The following is a 16,615-nucleotide window of genomic DNA, read 5'->3' as shown; positions in this document are numbered from 1 at the left end:
CTTTCGTGGCCCCTTAGAAAAATGGCAACCGGAACAATGCTTGTGATGCGGGCAGAAGAGCTCGATCTGAACGCATTCGCCTGGATCGTGCGCGGTGAAGGCACCTTGGCCGTTGCCGAACCGGATTGGGCGCGAGTTCGTCGGGCATTCGATTACCTCAGTGGAGTGGCCGCCAAGCAGGTGGTGTACGGCATCAATACCGGCTTCGGGCCCATGGCCCAGCATGCGGTAAGCGCCGCCGACCAGCACGCCTTGCAGTACAACCTGGTTCGGAGCCATGCCTCCGGGGCCGGTGAGGACCTGCCAGAGCAAGCCGTGCGCGCCATGATGCTGGTGCGCGCCGTTACCTTCCTGCACGGGCGATCCGGCGTATCCGAACCGGTGGTGCAGCAACTGCTCACCTACCTCGAGCGCGGTATCTGTCCGCGCGTGCCCAGGCTCGGCGGAGTGGGCGCCAGCGGCGACCTCACGCAGCAAGCGCACCTGGCCTTGGGCCTGATCGGCGAAGGTCAAGGAACACAGCACGGCAAGCCCGGGAGCATGGCCTCCATCCTCGAGGCCAACGGGCTTGAACCGGTTGAGCTCCGCCTGCGCGACGGGCTCGCGCTGCTCAACGGCACGGCCGCCATGACCGGGATCGGCCTGCTCAACGTGCATCGGGCGCACGAGCTCGTGCACACCTCAGTCACGCTCTCCGCCCTGATCACCGAGGCCCTCGGCACCTGGACCGATCATCTGGGCGAGCCGTTGAACCACGCCAAGCGCCACGCCGGCCAGCGTGAAGTGGCCCTGCGCATGCGCGAGGCGCTTGAGGGATCAGGCTGCGTTCGAGACCGCATGGACCACCTGTCGCCGGGACGCACCAGCCCGAATGGCACCTTCAGCCACATGGTGCAGGAGCATTACAGCATCCGCTGCGTGCCGCAGGTGCTAGGCCCCATCCTCGATCAGGTTCGCAACAGCGAGCGCGTGCTCCTTGATGAATTGCACTCCATCGACGACAACCCTGTGATCGATCCCGACCGCGGCATCCACCATGGCGGCAATTTCCACGGCGATCAGGTCTCGCTGACCATGGATACGCTGCGGCTGGCCATGGTGAAACTGTGCATGCTCTGCGAGCGGCAGCTCAATTTCCTTCTGAACGACAAGGTGAACCTGCGCTTCCCGCCATTCCTGAACATGGAGGCGCCCGGCCTCACCTTGGGCATGCAGGGCATGCAGTTCACCGCCACGAGCACCACGGCTGAATGCCAGGCCCTGGCTACTTCGCTGTACGTGCACAGCATCCCGAACAACAACGACAACCAGGACATCGTGAGCATGGGAACCAATGCCGCGTTGGCCACTGCGCGCGTCATCGGCCATGCGCAGCGCGTGGCGTCGATACTGGCCATCGGAGCCGCGCAGGCCGCCGATCTCGCGGAGGCCGTTCCGCGCCTGTCGCCCATAGGGAAGGCCGCTCACGCGCGGATCCGCAGCGCTTCGGCCTCGATCCGCTCGAACAGCGATCCGGCCGCCGCGATCCAATCCGTTCACGACGAATTATTCGGAACCGCCAGCCACGCATGAGCAACGGTAAGAGCAAATGGGCCCTGGTCACCGGCGCATCACGCGGGATAGGCCGGGCCGTGTCGTTGGAACTGGCGCGCGCCCACGGCTTCAGCATCATCGTGAACTACGCCGCCAACGAAGCGGCCGCCCGCGAAACGGCCGATCAGGTGCGCGCGCTCGGCGCTGACGCCCACCTGGCAGGTTTCGACGTGCGCGATGCGGCCGCAGTGACGGCTGCGATCGAGGCATGGCGCGAAGCGCATCCGGAAGCGCGCCTCGAGGTGCTGGTGAACAATGCCGGCATCACGCGAGACAACCTCCTGGTATTCATGAAGCCCGAGGATTGGCATGCCGTGATCGACACGCACCTGAACGGATTCTTCAATGTGACCACGGCGGTGCTGCAAGGATTCGTGCGGCAGCGCGGCGGGCGCATCATCAATGTGGTATCCCTCAGCGGCGCCAAGGGTGTTCCCGGCCAGGCGAATTACTCAGCTGCCAAGGCTGGCGTGATCGGCGCCACGCGATCGCTGGCGCAGGAGGTCGCAAAGCGCGGCATCACGGTGAATGCCGTGGCTCCCGGCTTCATCGAGAGCGACATGACCAAGGACCTTCCCGTTGACCAGCTCAAGGGCCTGGTGCCGATGGGCCGGTTCGGAACGCCGGAGGAAGTCGCATCGGTGGTCAGCTTCCTTGCCTCGCCCGGCGCATCCTACATCACGGGCGAGGTGATCCATGTGAACGGAGGACTGCATTCATGATGGAACAGCGCGTCGTCATCACGGGAATGGGGCTCTGGAGCTGCCTGGGCACCAGCTTGCAGGAGGTGGAGGCATCGCTGCGCTCGGGCCGATCAGGCATTGGCTTCTCGCAGGCGAGGAAGGACATGGGCTATCGCAGCGCGCTCACCGGCGTGGTGCCCATGCCCGATCTGAAGAGCCGTCTCACCCGCCGCGAGCGCATCGGCATGGCCGAGCAGGCCTTCTACGCCTTTGCAGCCACCGAGCAAGCCATGGCTCAGGCCGGGATCGACCGTGCCTGGCTGGAGGCCAATGAAACGGGCATCATCTTCGGGAACGACAGCTCCGCGCTGGCCGTGATGGAATCAGTGGACACCATCCGCAAGAAGAAGGATACCACGCTGGTGGGCTCGGGGGCCATCTTCCAGGGCATGAACTGCACGGTGACCATGAACTTGAGCACGATCCTCAAGCTCAAGGGCATCAACTTCACGCTCAGCGGCGCTTGTGCGAGCGGATCCCACGCCATCGGCATCGGTTATCTGCTGATCAAGCAGGGGCTGCAGCGCATGGTGATATGTGGCGGAGCGCAGGAAGTGAACGATTACGCCTTCGGGAGCTTTGATGGCATCAGCGCATTCAGCACCAAGGAGGATGACCCTGCCGGCGCATCGCGCCCCTTCGATGCCAACCGCGACGGCCTGGTGCCCAGCGGCGGAGCGGCGGCCCTGATCATCGAGAGCCTCGATTCGGCCTTGGCCCGCGGCGCCACGATCCTGGGCGAGATCACCGGCTACGGATTCTCGTCCAATGGCGATCACATCTCGGACCCCAACCTCGACGGGCAGGTACGCGCCCTGCGCATGGCCCTGAACATGGCCGGCCTCACCGCGCACGACATCGATTATGTGAACGCGCATGCGACCGGAACCCCCGTTGGCGACCGCATCGAGGCCCAGGCGATCGATGCCGTATTCGGTGAACGGAGGCCCCTTGTGAGCAGCACCAAGAGCATGACCGGCCACGAATGCTGGATGGCCGGCGCCAGCGAGGTGGTGTATTCCATGCTCATGATGCTGGGCGGTTTCGTGGCGCCGAACGTTAATTTGCGCCAGCCCGACCAGGATAGCTCGAAGCTCAATCTCGTTCGGGACACCCTCGAAGCACCAATCAACAGGTTCCTCTCCAATTCCTTCGGTTTCGGTGGCACCAATTCCACCTTGATCGTGCAACGCCTTCAGGACTGACCTTCGCCATGGCCAACACCGCCCTTCGATCAGAGATCATCGAGAAGACCAAGAAGTTCCTCAGCGAGGAGTTCGAGGTCGATCCCGCCACCATTGCGCCCGAAGCACCGCTGAAGGAGACCTTGGCGCTCGATAGCCTCGATTATGTGGACCTGGTGGTGGTGATCGAAGAGAACTTCGGGTTCAAGGTGAAGGGGGAGGACTTCCTGAAGATGGCCACCTTCAACGACTTCTTCGACCACATCGAAGCGAACGTGGCCGCGCAGGCGTGAGCTCGCAAGGCGGAACCTGGCAAGGCACCAGCCGTGGCACACCGCTCGGCTATCGGTTCTTCATCCTCATCCTGCGCGCGCTCGGTCCTCGGATGGCGCACGCATTCCTGTGGTTCGTGGTGCCTTGGTACGCCCTTACGGCGCGAGCCAGCAACACGGCCATCCGCAGCTATTTCCGGCGGCTTCGCGCCGCGGGCCGTCGCGATAGCCTCACCGTTCTCGACTCGTACATGGCCTTCGGCCGGTCGCTCATTGATCGAGCCGCCATGCGCGCGGGCCGCGCCGGCGATTACACCTGGAATAAGCTCGGCACCGTGCAGCCCTTGAAGGATGCGGGTGGGGGGGTGGTGATCAGCGCCCATGTGGGTAACTGGGAGCTCGCTGGCAACCTGCTCGGTCATCAGTCCGACATGCCCGTGCATGTGCTCATGCAGGATGCCGAAGTGGCGGCCATCGCCCGTGCGCAGGAACAGGGCCAGGAGCGCCGTGCCTTCAATGTGATCGCGATCAAGGAAGACTTCTCGCACGTGTATGCCGCAGCCGAGGCCTTGCGCAGTGGAGGCCTGCTCTGCTTGCATGGCGATCGTTTCCTTCCCGGTGCGCGCACGGTCACAAAGCCCTTCCTCGGCGCCGATGCGAAATTCCCGGTCGGCCCCTTCGCGCTCGCACGTTCGCTGCAAGTGCCGGTGAGCTTCGCATTCGTGGTGAACACCGCGCCGCTCCAGTACGCTTTCCATGCCACGGCCCCGATGCCGGCAGGCTCCACCGTCGACACGCTCATCGATGCTTATGTGCTTGCATTGGAAGGGGTGGTGAACAAGTACCCGCTCCAGTGGTTCAATTATTATGACTTTTGGCGGCCATGACCAATCCATTGGCCAGCGGCGATGAGGCCCGTGCGCTGATCCCGCAAAAGGCGCCCTTCGTCCTGGTGGACACACTGATCGATGCAACCGCAGTGCGCTACCACAGCGGATTCACGGTTCCTACGGACCATGTGCTGGTGAACCATGGTGCCCTGAGCGAAGCCGGGCTCATGGAGAACGCGGCACAGACCGCCGCACTTGGCATGGGGCACTTGGCGAAGGAGCAGGGTGCAGCACCGCCCTTGGGCTTCATCGGCGCGCTCTCCAAGGTTGAGTTGCTCGGCCGGGCGCTCGTCGGTGATCGCATCGAGACCGTGGTGGAGCTGCGCCACGAGGTGATGAGCGCCCGCGTGCTGGAGGCTGTCGTGATGCGCCAGCGCGAGGTGATCGCACGGCTCGAGCTCAAGGTATTCCTCATTGATGAGCCGGCAGCACCATGATCGAGAGCCAGACGGAGCAAGCCATTTCCTTCGGCGATCTGGATCCGATGGGAATCGTGTGGCACGGGAACTACATCGGGTTCCTTGAACTCGGCCGCGAAGCCTTCGGCAGGCAGCACGGCCTCGATTCGGTGCACATGTACGAGCAGGGGTACTTTACGCCGATCGTTCGCATCACCATCGATCATAAGGCCATGCTCGCGTATGGCGATACCGTGGTGGTGAGCGCCCGGTTCATGCCCAGCCCGGCTGCAAAGATCATCTTCCATTACCAGCTCACGCGGAAGAAGGATGGCGTGGTGGTTGCCACCGCCGAAACGGTGCAGGTCTTCCTCGACCGGCAACGCAGGCTCCTGCTCGACGTGCCGGCGTTCTACCGCGAATGGCTGGAACGCCATCAGCTCAGCGTGCGATGAAGCGGACGTCCATTTGGATCGGAGCGCCCCGCTGCGTGAGCGCTCTTGGCGAGGGACTGCCGCAGCATGTGCAGCGCATGAAGGAAGGCGGCACCGCGCTCAGCTCGTGGAAAGGCGCTGCCAGCAAGCCCTTGATCGCCGGTGCGATCCCGGAAGGGCTTCTGCCCTTTGGCCCGCAGCGCATCCAGCGCTTGCTGGATCGCTGCCTGATGGATCTCGTGGAGCTACTGAAGCCGCGCCCCGCTGAGCGATGGCTGCTGGTGCTGGCCAGCACCAAGGGCGATATCGACGCACTGGAACGAGGGAATGCCGAGGCGAGCGCATTGCCGCTGCTCGGTGAGTACGTGCGGCGATGCGCGGGCATCAGCGCTCCGCCCATGGTGGTCTCCTTGGCCTGCGCATCCGGGACCGCGGCGCTCATGGCGGCTTGCAGCGCCATTGAACAGGACCGTTGCGATCATGCGCTGGTGATCGGTGCTGACGTGCTGAGCCGTTTCGTGCTCGAGGGCTTCGCATCGCTCTATGCGCTCGATGCAGGGCCTTGCCGCCCATTCGATGCCGGCCGCGCCGGAACCACCTTGGGTGAGGCATGCGCTGTGGTGATGGCAACGCGCGACCGTGACCGCATGCCCCAGGTGATCGGGCGATGGGTGGCCGGCGCCATCGCGCATGATGCCAATCACATCTCGGGCCCCTCGCGCACCGGCGAAGGGCTGTTGCGCGCGGTGAATGGAGCCTTGCGCTTGGCCGCTCTCGACCCCGGCGCGATCACCGCTGTGAATGCGCATGGCACCGGCACGCCTTACAACGACGCCATGGAATCCATCGCCTTCGAGCGCTGCGGCTTATCCGTTGTGCCGCTCAGCGGTTACAAGGGCTGGTTCGGGCACACCCTCGGCGCCGCCGGCCTGCTAGAAGCCATGATCGCCGTGCAAGCGCTCCGCGAGGGCACGGTGCTGCGCACCATGGGCTTGCAGGAGCAGGGCGTGCCCGGGAAGGTGAATGCCGTTCAAGAGGACTGCACCGTCACTGGCCGCACGCTGCTCAAGACCTCATCAGGCTTCGGCGGATGCAACGCCGCGGTGATCATCGAAGCTGAAGCATGAGCATCTTGGCCAGCACCACCTACCGCGATGGCGTATTCGCCCAGGCTGATACGCGCTTCAGTGCCGATCAAGGCGATGCCGATCAGCGTATGGCGGCTGCATGGGAACGGCTCGGAGCCGATTACCCGCGCTTCCATCGCGCAGACCGGCTCTCGCGCCTGGTGCTGCTCGGTGCGGCACCTTTCTTCGAGCCATCGGGACCGCTGGCCGGGGTTGACCGCGAAACCATCGGCATGCTGCTTTGCACCTGCACGGGCAGCATGGAATGCGATGCCCGGTACCATGCGCTGCTCCGTTCGGAAGGCACCGCAAGCCCGGCCCTCTTCGTGCCCACCCTGCCCAGCATCGCCGTGGGCGAGTTGAGCATCCGCCATGGCCTTCACGGCAGCGGCCTCTGCCTGATGATGCCATCACCGTCGGCAGTGGCCCTTGAACCCGCCATCGGCATGCTGCTCCAACAAGGCATGCGCTGGATCGTGTGCGGCTGGGCCGATACCTTCGCCAGCCATGCCCATGCAGCCTTCGCGGCGATTGACACCGCCGGATGGGACCGCTCCGCATTGAACCGACTCCAAACCATTTTCGATGAGCACTGAACCGACGACTGAATTGAAGCAGGAGCTGAAAGCACGGATCATCCAGCACTTGAACCTGCCGGGTGTCACCGTGGAGAGCATCGCGGACGATACGCCCCTCTTCGGCGAAGGGCTCGGGCTCGACAGCATCGATGTGCTGGAGCTGATCGTGCTGATGGACCGCCACTACGGGGTGCGCATCAGCGACCCCCAGGAAGGCCGAAGCGTTTTCCAGAACGTGACCACGATGGCCGAACACATCATGGCCAAGCGGTGAAAGGCCCGGCAATCGCGATCACCGGCGCCGGCGCGGTCTGCGCCATCGGCACGGGTGCTGCCGCGATCGCGCATTCGCTATCCGAGGGCCGGAGCGGCATCGTGCCGCGGCAGATGAAGGATTTCCCCGTCCTGCATTTCGGGGCCGTAGAGCTGAGCAACGAGGAACTCGCCGAACGCTTGGGGCTGAACACGCGTGCTCCGCGCTCGCGCACCTCGCTGCTGGCCCTTATGGCCGCGCGCGAAGCCCTGGGCCCGGGCATGCACACGGATACCGCAGTGATCAGCGCGAGCACCGTGGGCGGCATGGACATCACGGAAGACCTGTTCGATGGTTGGCGCCAAACGCGCATGGAACAAGCCAGGCTGGCGCGCGAGCATGCCGTCAGCGCGCACACCGATGCGATCGCGGAGGCGATCGGCTCGCAGGCGTTCCGATCAACGATCAGCACGGCCTGCAGCTCATCGGCCAATGCCATCGCCCTGGGCGCGCGCCTGTTGCAGCAGGGCCGCGCTCGGCGTGTGCTCGCCGGGGGCTCCGATGCGCTCTGCCGCTTCACCGTCGCAGGCTTCCGCGCGCTCAGCGCCATGGATCCCCTGCCGACCAGGCCATTCAGCCCGGACCGCAAAGGCATGAACCTCGGCGAAGGCGCTGCCTACCTGGTGCTCGAGCGACTTGATGATGCGCTTCGCAAAGGCCATGAGCCGCTCGGCCTGCTGGCCGGTTGGAGCAACCGCAACGATGCGCACCATGCCACCGCCACCTCACCCGAAGGCCACGGGCCCTTCCTGGCCATGCAGGAAGCCATCGCCCGTGCGGGGCTTGTTCCGGCGGACATCGATCACATCAACGCGCACGGCACGGGCACCGACAACAACGACGACACGGAGCTCCGCGCCATGGAGCGGCTCTTCGGAACCGTTCCGCCCTTTACCAGCACCAAGGCGCTCACCGGCCATACGCTCGCGGCGGCAGGCTCGCTCGAAGCCGTGATCGCGCTGCAATGCCTGCGCATCGGCCTGGTGCCAGCTGCTTCCTCCGCGATGGAGCCGATGGCTGGTCACGCTTGCATGCCGGTTGCGGCGCCCTTGCGCAAGAAGATCCGCAACGTGCTCAGCTGTTCCTTCGGATTCGGTGGCAATTGCTCCGCGATCGTGATCACCCAGCCTGTATGAGCACCGTGCGCAGCATATCTCGGTTGGGCCCCTGCAGGGGCGATCCCCCAGCGGTTCCTGCATCGGCAGCAAGGAGGCTATCGGGAATCCAGCACCGGGCCTGCCAACTCGCCCTCGCCGCGCTGCACCGTGCCGGCATCGAACGGCCCGACGCCATTGTGGCCAGCACGGCGCTCGGCTGCCTCGCGGACACCGAGCTGTTCCTCGCCGAGCTGCACGATGCGGGCGATGCACTGCTCTCCCCGCTGCCCTTCATGCGATCCACCCACAACACCATGGCGGGCCAGCTTGCGCTGATGCTGGGGTGCGATGGCCCGAATATCACGCACGCGCAAGGCTTCGAAGGTTTCCATGCCGCGCTGGTGGAGACGATGCTGCTGTTACAGGAGCACCCGGAATGGAATGTGCTGGTTCTGGCGATTGATGAGCGTACCGATGTCCTTGAGCGCGTGGCGCAGGCCATTGGGTCCGGCGCCCGGGTCGGCGAAGGGGGAGAAGCCTTCTTGATCACTGGTGCGGCGCTGTCGGGACTGGCGCGCATGGAATGGGCGGACGGGCGCGAAGGCGCGATCCTGCTGCCGGATACCGCAAGGGCCCTGCATGGCTCCGTGCTTGCCGTCCAATTGGGCGATGCCCTGATCGACGGCATTCGCACGCCGATCCGTTTGAGCAATGGCCGCGATCGAGCAACCGAGCTGTTATTCTCGATATGCTGACGCACGCTGTCACCCGCTGGCCCTTCGCGCTGCTCCATGTCATCGCCTTTGGGGGTCTGTTGCTAGGATGGTGGGGCGCTTGGCCGTTGGTGATTACGCTGGCCTTGCACCTGGCCCTGCTGGCATGGGGAAGCGCCACACCCGGCGCTGGCTTTTTCATTGTGCATGCGAGGTCGCTGCCGGATCGCGAGATCGCGCTCACGTACGACGATGGGCCTGTTCCGGAAAGGACACCTGCACTGCTCGACCTGCTGAAGCGCGAACAGGTACAGGCCACCTTCTTCTGCATTGGGGAACGCGTGGAGCGCGCGCCTGATCTGGCCAAGCGCATCGTCGATGAAGGCCATGCCATTGGCGTGCACACCCAGCGCCATGCGTGGTGGTGGGGCTTCATGCGCCCGCGCGCCGCCCGGCGCGAGATCGAACTTTGCGCAGACGCCATTGCTGCGGCCACTGGCATGCGTCCCGCGCTCATGCGGCCGCCCTTCGGAGTAACCAGCCCAGCAACCGCCCGAGCGATCCGTGATAGCGGAATGATCCCCGTGGCCTGGGACCTTCGCACCTTCGACACGGCTGTGACTAGCCGTGAATCGCTTATCGAGCGCAGCATCCCGCGGCTGAAGGGGGCTTCCATCGTGCTGATGCATGACCACGCCCCAGCTGTGATGGGCCTCACGAAGGCCATGATTCTCGAAGCGCACCGGCTTGGCAGGAAGTTGGTGAGGCTCGATGCCATGATGCTCTCTTCGCGCATGCTGTGCGCAGTGATCGCCTGCGGCACCTGGTTCAATGCCTCGGCCCAGCAGGGGCCTCAGCCCATCGGAAAGGATCACCAGTTGGTGCAGCGCTTGAATGCCCAAGCCAGCACCAGCGCTTCGGTGCAGGCCCGCTTCACGCAAGAGAAACGGATCAAGGGCCTGTCGCAGCCGATCATCAGCGAGGGCCGATTCGCGTTCCTGGCACCCGACCGCATGCGATGGGAGGTGAGTGCGCCGGAACCTTTGGTCGCCGTGGTCGTTGGCAAGAGCGTACGCATGCACGAGCATGGAGCCGAGCGTGCGGCCACGGCGCGCGAGAAACAGGTGTTCGAGGGAATCCAGCGGCTGGTGGGATCACTGTTCACCGGAACGGCCTTCACCGAGGGCGGCATGCAGCCCGCTTTCTTCAGCGATGGCGATGAGTTGCTGGTTGAACTCAAGCCCAACCAGCCGGGCATGAAGAGCAGGATCGACCGGATCATGCTGCGCTTCACCGGAATGACCTTGCTACTTATGGAACTGAGGATCATTCGGCCCAATGGCGATGTCACAATCACACGGTTCCAGGACGCCAGCCAAGGATCATTGCTGCCGAAAGGGATCTTCGACCTGCCATGACTGAGAGCGGAACAACATCCTTATTCACGATTGACCGGATGCTGGATCCGGGATCGCATGCCACCGTGCTCGCGCGCGTTCAGGCCGATCACGCCATTCTCCAAGGACATTTCCCCGGACGGCCGGTAGTGCCCGGCGTATGCCTCGTGGACCTGGTGGTGCGGATCTGCAGCGCACTGGCCGGCGCCGATCAGCGGATCATCCGCGCGCGATCCATCAAATTCCTGCAGCCCGTTGAGCCGGGACGGGCACCAGAGCTTCTGGTGACCGTGGACCTTCAGCCGGGCGATGGCTGCAACAAGGCAGAAGCGCGCATCACCTTCGGTGAGACGGTGGCCATGAAAATGACGGCCGATCTTGTGCCCTTCGCTTGAAACGCACGTCATCGATGCCGACGAGGATCGCCGTGGTGATGGCCACCTACAACAACGCGGGCACGCTGGCGGGGGTGATCGAGGGCGTGAAGCGGGCGGCAAGCAGTCCGGTCATCGTGGTGGACGATGGCAGCACCGATGGCACTGATGCGATCCTGCAACGCATGGAAGGCATCGTGCCCTTGCGGGTGATGCCGAACAAGGGGAAGGGGAACGCGCTGCGCACGGGATTCGCGCAAGCACGGGCGTTAGGCTGCACGCATGCCATCACCATCGATTCCGATGGCCAGCACGACCCGGCCGACATCCCGGCCATAGCAGCGGCGATCGCAGCGCAGCCTGGTGCCATGGTCATGGGCGTGCGCAACATGGAGCAGGCGAGTGTTCCGGGGCGCAGCTCCTTCGGCAATCGGTTCAGCAATTTCTGGTTCAAGGTTGAGACCGGCCTCACGCTGCGCGATACGCAGACCGGTTTCCGGGGCTGGCCTCTTGTGCCGCTGGAAGGCCTGCGGTGGCTCACCGATCGCTTCGGCTTCGAGGTGGAGGCCATCGTGAAGCTCGCCTGGCGCGGAGTGCCCTTTGCGCAGGTCCCGGTGAAGGTGCGCTACGATTTCCCGGAGCGCGTGTCGCACTTCAAGCCCTTCCTCGACTTCTCGCGCATCAGCGTGCTGAATGCCTGGCTGGTGACCTGCGCGCTCGCTTGGTACTGGCCGAAGCGCTTGATCCTGGGCGGTGGCCTGTGGCGCGCGATCAAGGCGGAAGCTGTGCACCCGGAGGAGAGTTCCATGCGCAAGGCTTGCGCCATCGGATTCGGGCTATTCATGGGAATCGTTCCGGTATGGGGACTCCAGTTGCTCATCGGGATCCCGCTGGCCTACCTCTTCCGCTTGAACCGCGTGCTTTTCGTAGCTGCGGCGAACATCAGTATCCCACCGATGATCCCGCTGATCCTTTACGCGAGCTACCGGATGGGCGCGGTGTTCATGGGTGACCAGGCCTTCGTGCCAGACCATCCGACTGGCCTCCGGTTGGCCGATGTGCAGGCGCATTTGGCGCAGTACGCGGCCGGTGCGGTTCTATTGGCCATGATGGCCGGCGCAGCGGGCGCGCTCATAGCCTTCGCCGTGCTGCGCAGCCTTCGGAACAGGTAGCGCCCCGGAACTAGTTCTTCCGGCCCCAATCACTCTTCGTCAGCCAGGCGCCGAGTTCCTTGCCCAGCTTGGCGTAGCCCTCGCCGATACGGCCGCTCGCATCGAAATCGAAGCCCATGGCATCCTGAGCGGGCGCCCGTTGGATCTCGACCTCGGCGAGCACCTCATCGGGCTTGCCCACCTCATGCAACGTGATAGTGGCGGTGATGTAACCCGGCATGCGCGAGATGCCGACATTGTAGCCTGGCTCGGTATCGGTGGTGTGGACCTTGATCATGTAGCGCGCGCTTTCCTTGTCGCGACCTGCCATCAATGCCACCTTGCCCTTTGCGAGCCGTTCATTGAGCAGTTCCTCAAAGCGCGGCTCATACACGTTCGCTCGGGCAGCTACCCACTTCTCCGCCCAGGAATCGCCCTTGCCGGCCTCCTTCTCGTTGTGCTCCTTGCGCTTCTTCTCCACATATTTCTCCTCGGTGAATTTCCCGACCACCATGTTCTCGTAGCTGTAGGTCAGCAAAACGGTTGATTCTCCGGCAAGCGCGGAGAAATCGCCTTTCTTGAGGATGGTTCGCATGCCGCCACCGGCGAATTGGGCGGACGCGCTGCATGCAATGGTGGCGACCAGTAGGAGGGAGGCGATCCGTTTCATGGGTTTTTGGCTTGGGGTGCGAATCTACGTACGCCCCGGTCCGTTCGGAGACGCCGAGGCCGGGCAATGGTCCCGCAGCGCATCGCGCGGCAACCTGCTACCTCTTCCTGCGATCGGCTCGTGCGTCACCGCTTCGGTCACATGGCGTGTCCGCACCGATCACGTCGTCTGCGGCCACAAAGTGCTGGGTAGATTCCATTTCCGCGCGGCCGATGTCCTCGCCATCGCAAACGGCGATCATCTTTGCCCTTCGGCCATGCCACGCACCCTTACGCTTTCGGCAACCCCGCCCTTTGCTCCGGCGTATGAGGCCGCCATGCAACGGCAGCAATTCGCGGTGATCGACGTGGAGGTCACCGAAGGGGACCCTACGCGCGGGAGGGTGATGGAGGTGGCAGCGATCGCGCTCGATGGCAGCCGTGAGCGCATGCGCTGGGAGAGCCTGGTGCAGCCCAGGGAACGGGTGCCATGGTTCACGCGCAAGCTCACCGGCATCGACGATTCCATGCTGCGCGATGCGCCAGGCTTCCACGAGATCGCGGGGACCTTGTCCACGATCACCCAGGATCGCATCGTGGTGGCGCACAACGTCCGTTTCGACATGACGGCCCTGCGGCACGAGTTCGCGCGGACCGGACTGGCCTTTGAGCGCGCTACGCTCTGCACCGAGCGTGTGAGCCGCAGGCTGATGCCCCACCTTGCGCACCATAACCTGTCGAGCGTATGCAGGCACCTGGGCATCGCCTTCCCGAAGGCGCATCGGGCCCTGGCCGATGCGGAGGCCACCGCCGAAGTGCTCAAGCGCATGATCATCGAGTTCGGCACTGATTCAGTGCTGCTCGGCATGCAGCCCGAGCACCTGGCCAAGCGCGCTTAGCCCAGCAGGGCGTTGCTCGCCCACAGCACCAACATCACGATCGCCGCGCTGGTGCCGAAGAGGGCGAGGCGGCATCCCCAGCGCGCGCGCTTTACACTGGCTGCGGTGTAGCGCAGGATGTGCCGGTTAGCGCGGCGCTGCCCCCACCAGCCGAATGCGATGGCATAAAGCCCGAGCACGACGGCCAGGGTGCACAGATGCCCTGCGAAGGCCAGTGGGATGCTCAGGGCGCCGAAGACCAGCGTGACCGTAGAAAGCGGCAGGCGGCGCTCTTCCTGTTTCATGGCTGCGTTGCCCGGAGTTCGGCATCCATCTCGAGCACCTGCGGGATCACAAGCACGTTCTCATCGTTGCGCACGATGAAGTCCGCGATGGCCTCGCGGTCGGCATCCGTGGCCTGGCGCAGCATGCGTGCGCGCACCGCCTCCTCCGTGATGCCGTCGCGTGCCATCACCCGTGCGATCCGCTCATCCTCCGGGCAGCTCACGGTGATCACGCGGTCAAAGCGCTTCCAGCCCTCGTTCTCAGCCATCAGCGCCGCTTCCATGATCCCGTACGGCGCATCCAGCTTGTCGGCCCAGCGGTCGAAATCAGCGCGGACCGCGGGGTGAACGATGCAATTCACGGCTTGGCGCGCCTCTTCGTCGCTGAATATGATCGCCGCCAGCGCTGCGCGGTCCAATCGGTCGTCCGTATAGATGCCGGGGCCGAAGCGAGCAATCAGCGCGGCCTTCACAGTGGCGTCATCTTCCATCAGAGCCCGTGCGCGCTCATCGGCAAAGTACACTGGGATCCCCAGCACCTCGAACACCTTGGCCACGGTGCTCTTGCCGCTCCCGATCCCTCCGGTGAGGCCTACGCGCAGCATGATTCGTTTGGTGGTGGCGTGGAAGGTTGCCTTGAAGTCCTGCAGTTCGAGGTGTTCCTCAGGTCCGCTGGGCTGACTGCTTGAACAACTTGAGCGCTTCAAGCTACAAGCCGCAGGCTGCAACCTTCTACCCTCAGGCTATCAACATTCAACCCTTCGCAGCCTCGTTCAGCTGCATGGTGTTGTCCATGGCGATGGCGCTCTTCTCGAAGCGGAGCTTCACGTTGCTGTCCACCTCGAGCAGGATGGTGGTATCCGCCACTTCCAGCACTTTTCCGTGGATGCCGCCGATGGTGACCACCTTGGAGCCCTTCTGAAGTGACTCCCGGAACTTCTTGGCATCCTTTGCCTTCTTCTGCTGGGGGCGGATCATGAAGAACCAGAAGACGACCATGATCAGGCCCATCATGATCCAGAACTGAGGGCCGCCGCCCGCACCGGTTTCGGCGGGCGTTGCCTGAAGGAGGAAAGAGGAGAGGAGCATTCGGTTTGTTGCTTAGGGGTTGGTGCTTGTTGGATTCTCGGGGCCGATCACTTCGCCGGTGATGGTCAGGACGGTGCTCGCTGGGAGGGCATTGCTCACCACGGTCACGCTCTTGTGCTGCATGCCGCTGCGCCCTTCGCTGTCGAATGCCACGGTGATCTCGCCGCCTTTGCCGGGTGCGATGGGCGACTTGGGCCAGTCCTTGCCGACGGTGCAGCCGCAGGAGCCGTTCACGGCGGAGATCACCAGCGGGCTGCCCCCGGCGTTGGTGAAGGCGAATCGCATCTCCACGCGCTTGCCCTGGACCACCTTGCCCATATCGTGCGCTGTGCGCTCGAAGGCGATGCGCGGGTAGTCCTCTGCATCAAGCTGCTCGTAGCCCGATGCGGGGAAGTTGATGTCACGCGTGCTCACCTCGCCGCGATCGCCGCTATCCGTGAGGAAGCAGCCCTGGAGAGCGGGCGTTAGAGCGAGGAGCAGCAAGGCGTGGCGCATGGCGGTTCAGGTCTCGAGCAGGCCGCGGCCAACCTTGCGTATGCGGCCATCGGCGCGCATCTCGGCGAATAGCTTGTCGAGCACCCCGTTGATGAAGACCTTGCTCTTGGGGGTGCTGTAGGCCTTGGCCACCTCGATGTACTCGTTGAGGGTGACCTTCACCGGTATCTGATCGAAGACGCGTGCCTCGGTGAGGGCCATCTTCATCAGGATCATGTCCGTGTAGGCGATGCGGTCGGTGTCCCAATTGCTTGCTTTCGCGGCGATGAGCGCTTCGTGCTCCTGGTCGTGCGCCACGCATTGCCGGAATAGCTCGTTCACGAAGGCGCGCTCCTCTACCGGGTCGTGCGTGAGGCCGTTGAGGCATTGGTCGCCGCCGTCGGATTCGCGCCATTGCTCCAGCACACGCTTCACCAGGCCGGCTGCCAGGTCAAGGTCCTCGAGCCAGTAGATGCTCCGCGCTTCGAACACATCCTGGATGGACTCGCTGTTGGCGATCTGCTCGCTCAGGAGCTCTACGGCAAAGGCGCGGTCCTTCGTGAAGGAAGGCGCCGTTTCGGCCATGTACGCCTTGTAGGCATCGCTCTCCTCCATGGCCTTGAACAGGGCGGTGAAGAGCTCCATGTGACCCACCCAGCTCACCCGGCGCTTCTCGCATTCGAGGCGCAGCCGCTCGCTCTGGGCGATGTCGCGCACGATCACATGCTCCACGAAACGGCGGCTGGGATCGAGGTCCGCAGCTGTGGGCAGGTGCTTCCTCTTGCGCTCCTCCATGCGCAGCTCGGCCACATGCCGCAGTTCGCCGAAGGCCAACAGCAGGGCGAGGTAGAGGTCGTGCGTGCGCTCGATGCCCTGATGCAGCTCCTTCTCCACGGCGGCCGTGCTGGCATGCTCGCCCTGCCCATAGGCATACAGTGCTTGATAGACCTTGATGCGGAGGTAGCGGCGATTGAGCAT

22 protein-coding genes are annotated in these 16,615 nt (G+C 64.1%); 16 read left to right on the top strand and 6 right to left on the bottom strand.

The window, feature by feature from the left end; translation table 11 throughout:
* The first annotated feature begins 45 nt into the window (after window positions 1-45).
* Genes IPM12_14385 through IPM12_14315 form a run of 15 tightly spaced genes read left to right on the top strand, consistent with a single transcriptional unit; the run spans window position 46 to window position 12,285 of the window.
* On the top strand, window positions 46-1,572 hold the full coding sequence (locus IPM12_14385; GenBank protein MBK9148994.1) for an aromatic amino acid lyase: 1,527 nt from the start codon (window positions 46-48) through the stop codon (window positions 1,570-1,572).
* A complete protein-coding gene (gene fabG, locus IPM12_14380; protein ID MBK9148993.1) occupies window positions 1,569-2,315 on the top strand; it encodes a 3-oxoacyl-ACP reductase FabG in 747 nt (248 codons plus the stop codon). Before IPM12_14385 ends, fabG begins: the two co-directional genes overlap by 4 nt.
* A complete protein-coding gene (locus tag IPM12_14375; protein ID MBK9148992.1) occupies window positions 2,315-3,541 on the top strand; it encodes a beta-ketoacyl-[acyl-carrier-protein] synthase family protein in 1,227 nt (408 codons plus the stop codon). The genes fabG and IPM12_14375 overlap by 1 nt, the downstream gene beginning before the upstream one ends.
* An 8-nt stretch (window positions 3,542-3,549) precedes the next feature.
* A complete protein-coding gene (locus tag IPM12_14370) occupies window positions 3,550-3,813 on the top strand; it encodes an acyl carrier protein (protein ID MBK9148991.1) in 264 nt (87 codons plus the stop codon).
* A complete protein-coding gene (locus tag IPM12_14365; GenBank protein MBK9148990.1) occupies window positions 3,810-4,679 on the top strand; it encodes a lysophospholipid acyltransferase family protein in 870 nt (289 codons plus the stop codon). The genes IPM12_14370 and IPM12_14365 overlap by 4 nt, the downstream gene beginning before the upstream one ends.
* Window positions 4,676-5,119, top strand: coding sequence for a hypothetical protein (locus tag IPM12_14360; protein MBK9148989.1), 444 nt, complete (start codon window positions 4,676-4,678; stop codon window positions 5,117-5,119). Before IPM12_14365 ends, IPM12_14360 begins: the two co-directional genes overlap by 4 nt.
* Window positions 5,116-5,535, top strand: a complete 420-nt coding sequence (locus IPM12_14355) for an acyl-CoA thioesterase (GenBank protein MBK9148988.1) — start codon at window positions 5,116-5,118, stop codon at window positions 5,533-5,535. The genes IPM12_14360 and IPM12_14355 overlap by 4 nt, the downstream gene beginning before the upstream one ends.
* Window positions 5,532-6,641, top strand: coding sequence for a beta-ketoacyl synthase (locus tag IPM12_14350; GenBank protein ID MBK9148987.1), 1,110 nt, complete (start codon window positions 5,532-5,534; stop codon window positions 6,639-6,641). Before IPM12_14355 ends, IPM12_14350 begins: the two co-directional genes overlap by 4 nt.
* On the top strand, window positions 6,638-7,237 hold the full coding sequence (locus tag IPM12_14345) for a hypothetical protein (protein ID MBK9148986.1): 600 nt from the start codon (window positions 6,638-6,640) through the stop codon (window positions 7,235-7,237). The genes IPM12_14350 and IPM12_14345 overlap by 4 nt, the downstream gene beginning before the upstream one ends.
* Window positions 7,227-7,493 carry an acyl carrier protein gene (locus tag IPM12_14340; GenBank protein MBK9148985.1) on the top strand — a complete coding sequence of 89 codons (267 nt, stop codon included), beginning with the start codon at window positions 7,227-7,229 and terminating at the stop codon, window positions 7,491-7,493. The genes IPM12_14345 and IPM12_14340 overlap by 11 nt, the downstream gene beginning before the upstream one ends.
* Window positions 7,490-8,668 (top strand): beta-ketoacyl-[acyl-carrier-protein] synthase family protein, encoded by a 1,179-nt coding sequence (locus IPM12_14335; GenBank protein ID MBK9148984.1) that lies wholly within the window; start codon window positions 7,490-7,492, stop codon window positions 8,666-8,668. The genes IPM12_14340 and IPM12_14335 overlap by 4 nt, the downstream gene beginning before the upstream one ends.
* Window positions 8,665-9,384: a beta-ketoacyl synthase chain length factor gene (locus tag IPM12_14330; protein MBK9148983.1), complete on the top strand. Its 720-nt coding sequence runs from the start codon at window positions 8,665-8,667 to the stop codon at window positions 9,382-9,384. Before IPM12_14335 ends, IPM12_14330 begins: the two co-directional genes overlap by 4 nt.
* Window positions 9,378-10,760 carry a polysaccharide deacetylase family protein gene (locus IPM12_14325; GenBank protein MBK9148982.1) on the top strand — a complete coding sequence of 461 codons (1,383 nt, stop codon included), beginning with the start codon at window positions 9,378-9,380 and terminating at the stop codon, window positions 10,758-10,760. The genes IPM12_14330 and IPM12_14325 overlap by 7 nt, the downstream gene beginning before the upstream one ends.
* Window positions 10,757-11,134 (top strand): hypothetical protein, encoded by a 378-nt coding sequence (locus IPM12_14320; GenBank protein ID MBK9148981.1) that lies wholly within the window; start codon window positions 10,757-10,759, stop codon window positions 11,132-11,134. Before IPM12_14325 ends, IPM12_14320 begins: the two co-directional genes overlap by 4 nt.
* A gap of 14 nt (window positions 11,135-11,148) precedes the next feature.
* Entirely contained in the window at window positions 11,149-12,285 is a 1,137-nt protein-coding gene (locus IPM12_14315) for a DUF2062 domain-containing protein (protein ID MBK9148980.1), read from the top strand.
* 10 nt (window positions 12,286-12,295) lie between these two features.
* Here the strand turns inward: IPM12_14315 and IPM12_14310 are convergent, their stop codons facing one another.
* Entirely contained in the window at window positions 12,296-12,934 is a 639-nt protein-coding gene (locus tag IPM12_14310; GenBank protein ID MBK9148979.1) for a hypothetical protein, read from the bottom strand.
* Between the two features lie 256 nt (window positions 12,935-13,190).
* On the opposite strand from IPM12_14310, the gene IPM12_14305 reads away from it, so the two are divergent.
* Window positions 13,191-13,811, top strand: a complete 621-nt coding sequence (locus tag IPM12_14305; protein MBK9148978.1) for a 3'-5' exonuclease — start codon at window positions 13,191-13,193, stop codon at window positions 13,809-13,811.
* Here the strand turns inward: IPM12_14305 and IPM12_14300 are convergent.
* From IPM12_14300 to IPM12_14280, 5 genes are all read right to left on the bottom strand, one after another.
* Window positions 13,808-14,095 carry a hypothetical protein gene (locus tag IPM12_14300; GenBank protein ID MBK9148977.1) on the bottom strand — a complete coding sequence of 96 codons (288 nt, stop codon included), beginning with the start codon at window positions 14,093-14,095 and terminating at the stop codon, window positions 13,808-13,810. The genes IPM12_14305 and IPM12_14300 overlap by 4 nt on opposite strands.
* On the bottom strand, window positions 14,092-14,679 hold the full coding sequence (locus tag IPM12_14295) for a dephospho-CoA kinase (GenBank protein ID MBK9148976.1): 588 nt from the start codon (window positions 14,677-14,679) through the stop codon (window positions 14,092-14,094). The genes IPM12_14300 and IPM12_14295 overlap by 4 nt, the downstream gene beginning before the upstream one ends.
* Window positions 14,680-14,827: 148 nt before the next feature.
* Complete coding sequence (gene yajC, locus IPM12_14290) at window positions 14,828-15,163, bottom strand: preprotein translocase subunit YajC (GenBank protein MBK9148975.1); 336 nt, start codon at window positions 15,161-15,163, stop codon at window positions 14,828-14,830.
* A gap of 12 nt (window positions 15,164-15,175) precedes the next feature.
* A complete protein-coding gene (locus tag IPM12_14285) occupies window positions 15,176-15,658 on the bottom strand; it encodes a DUF1573 domain-containing protein (protein ID MBK9148974.1) in 483 nt (160 codons plus the stop codon).
* A gap of 6 nt (window positions 15,659-15,664) precedes the next feature.
* Window positions 15,665-16,615, bottom strand: a complete 951-nt coding sequence (locus IPM12_14280; GenBank protein ID MBK9148973.1) for a transcription antitermination protein NusB — start codon at window positions 16,613-16,615, stop codon at window positions 15,665-15,667.

The organism is Flavobacteriales bacterium, assembly GCA_016716605.1.
Taxonomy (GTDB): domain Bacteria; phylum Bacteroidota; class Bacteroidia; order Flavobacteriales_F; family PHOS-HE28; genus PHOS-HE28.
The sequence above is the reverse complement of the archived record's forward strand: the minus strand, read 5'-3'. Positions and strand labels throughout refer to the sequence as shown.

Coding starts and splice junctions, on each gene's coding strand:
- IPM12_14325 (MBK9148982.1), top strand. CDS start 9,378: ATGCTGACGCACGCTGTCACCCGCTGGCCCTTCGCGCTGCTCCATGTC.
- IPM12_14285 (MBK9148974.1), bottom strand. CDS start 15,658: ATGCGCCACGCCTTGCTGCTCCTCGCTCTAACGCCCGCTCTCCAGGGC.
- IPM12_14340 (MBK9148985.1), top strand. CDS start 7,227: ATGAGCACTGAACCGACGACTGAATTGAAGCAGGAGCTGAAAGCACGG.
- IPM12_14280 (MBK9148973.1), bottom strand. CDS start 16,615: ATGCTCAATCGCCGCTACCTCCGCATCAAGGTCTATCAAGCACTGTAT.
- IPM12_14330 (MBK9148983.1), top strand. CDS start 8,665: ATGAGCACCGTGCGCAGCATATCTCGGTTGGGCCCCTGCAGGGGCGAT.
- IPM12_14345 (MBK9148986.1), top strand. CDS start 6,638: ATGAGCATCTTGGCCAGCACCACCTACCGCGATGGCGTATTCGCCCAG.
- yajC (MBK9148975.1), bottom strand. CDS start 15,163: ATGCTCCTCTCCTCTTTCCTCCTTCAGGCAACGCCCGCCGAAACCGGT.
- IPM12_14310 (MBK9148979.1), bottom strand. CDS start 12,934: ATGAAACGGATCGCCTCCCTCCTACTGGTCGCCACCATTGCATGCAGC.
- fabG (MBK9148993.1), top strand. CDS start 1,569: ATGAGCAACGGTAAGAGCAAATGGGCCCTGGTCACCGGCGCATCACGC.
- IPM12_14370 (MBK9148991.1), top strand. CDS start 3,550: ATGGCCAACACCGCCCTTCGATCAGAGATCATCGAGAAGACCAAGAAG.
- IPM12_14315 (MBK9148980.1), top strand. CDS start 11,149: ATGCCGACGAGGATCGCCGTGGTGATGGCCACCTACAACAACGCGGGC.
- IPM12_14305 (MBK9148978.1), top strand. CDS start 13,191: ATGCCACGCACCCTTACGCTTTCGGCAACCCCGCCCTTTGCTCCGGCG.
- IPM12_14350 (MBK9148987.1), top strand. CDS start 5,532: ATGAAGCGGACGTCCATTTGGATCGGAGCGCCCCGCTGCGTGAGCGCT.
- IPM12_14360 (MBK9148989.1), top strand. CDS start 4,676: ATGACCAATCCATTGGCCAGCGGCGATGAGGCCCGTGCGCTGATCCCG.
- IPM12_14295 (MBK9148976.1), bottom strand. CDS start 14,679: ATGCTGCGCGTAGGCCTCACCGGAGGGATCGGGAGCGGCAAGAGCACC.
- IPM12_14385 (MBK9148994.1), top strand. CDS start 46: ATGCGGGCAGAAGAGCTCGATCTGAACGCATTCGCCTGGATCGTGCGC.
- IPM12_14320 (MBK9148981.1), top strand. CDS start 10,757: ATGACTGAGAGCGGAACAACATCCTTATTCACGATTGACCGGATGCTG.
- IPM12_14375 (MBK9148992.1), top strand. CDS start 2,315: ATGGAACAGCGCGTCGTCATCACGGGAATGGGGCTCTGGAGCTGCCTG.
- IPM12_14355 (MBK9148988.1), top strand. CDS start 5,116: ATGATCGAGAGCCAGACGGAGCAAGCCATTTCCTTCGGCGATCTGGAT.
- IPM12_14300 (MBK9148977.1), bottom strand. CDS start 14,095: ATGAAACAGGAAGAGCGCCGCCTGCCGCTTTCTACGGTCACGCTGGTC.